Annotated in this window: 1 protein-coding gene; it reads left to right on the top strand. The window is 73.7% G+C overall.

Going from position 1 to position 518, the window contains the following annotated elements:
- Positions 1-19: 19 nt before the first annotated feature.
- Positions 20-518, top strand: a 499-nt coding sequence (locus AC1DYU_RS26000) for an SDR family NAD(P)-dependent oxidoreductase (protein ID WP_476794124.1), incomplete at its 3' end; no start/stop codon positions are given.

Here is a 518-nt window from a genome sequence, read left to right as displayed (position 1 = left end):
GCCGCGGGGCGGAGGACCGATGAACGCGTCACAGCCCATGTCGGGTCGGATCGTCGTCGTCACCGGCGCGACCGGCGGGATCGGGAAGGCCACCGCGGCGGGCCTCGCGGCCCTCGGAGCTCGTGTCGGCATCGTCGGCAGGAGTCCCGACCGGCTTACGGCGACCGCCGCCGAACTGGGCGGCCTGGCCGGCCCCGGCCCGATCGACGTGTTCGCGGCCGACCTGTCGTCGCAGGAGCAGGTGCGCCGACTGGCCGCCGAACTCGAGGAGCGCTACCCGCGCATCGACGCGCTGGTCAACAACGTCGGCGGGTTCTGGGCCCACCGCCACGTCACGGCCGACGGCCTCGAGCTGACCTTCGCCCTCAACCACCTCGCGCCGTTCCTGCTCACGGGCCTCCTCATCGACCGGATGCGGGCGCACGGCGATGCCCGCATCGTCGCCGTGGCGTCGAGCGCGGAGTCGCTCGGCCGGATCGACTTCGACGACCTCCAGGGCACGCAGCGCTACTCCGGCC

It is taken from the genome of Allobosea sp. P2_B12 (assembly GCF_056404835.1).
The sequence above is the reverse complement of the archived record's forward strand: the minus strand, read 5'-3'. Positions and strand labels throughout refer to the sequence as shown.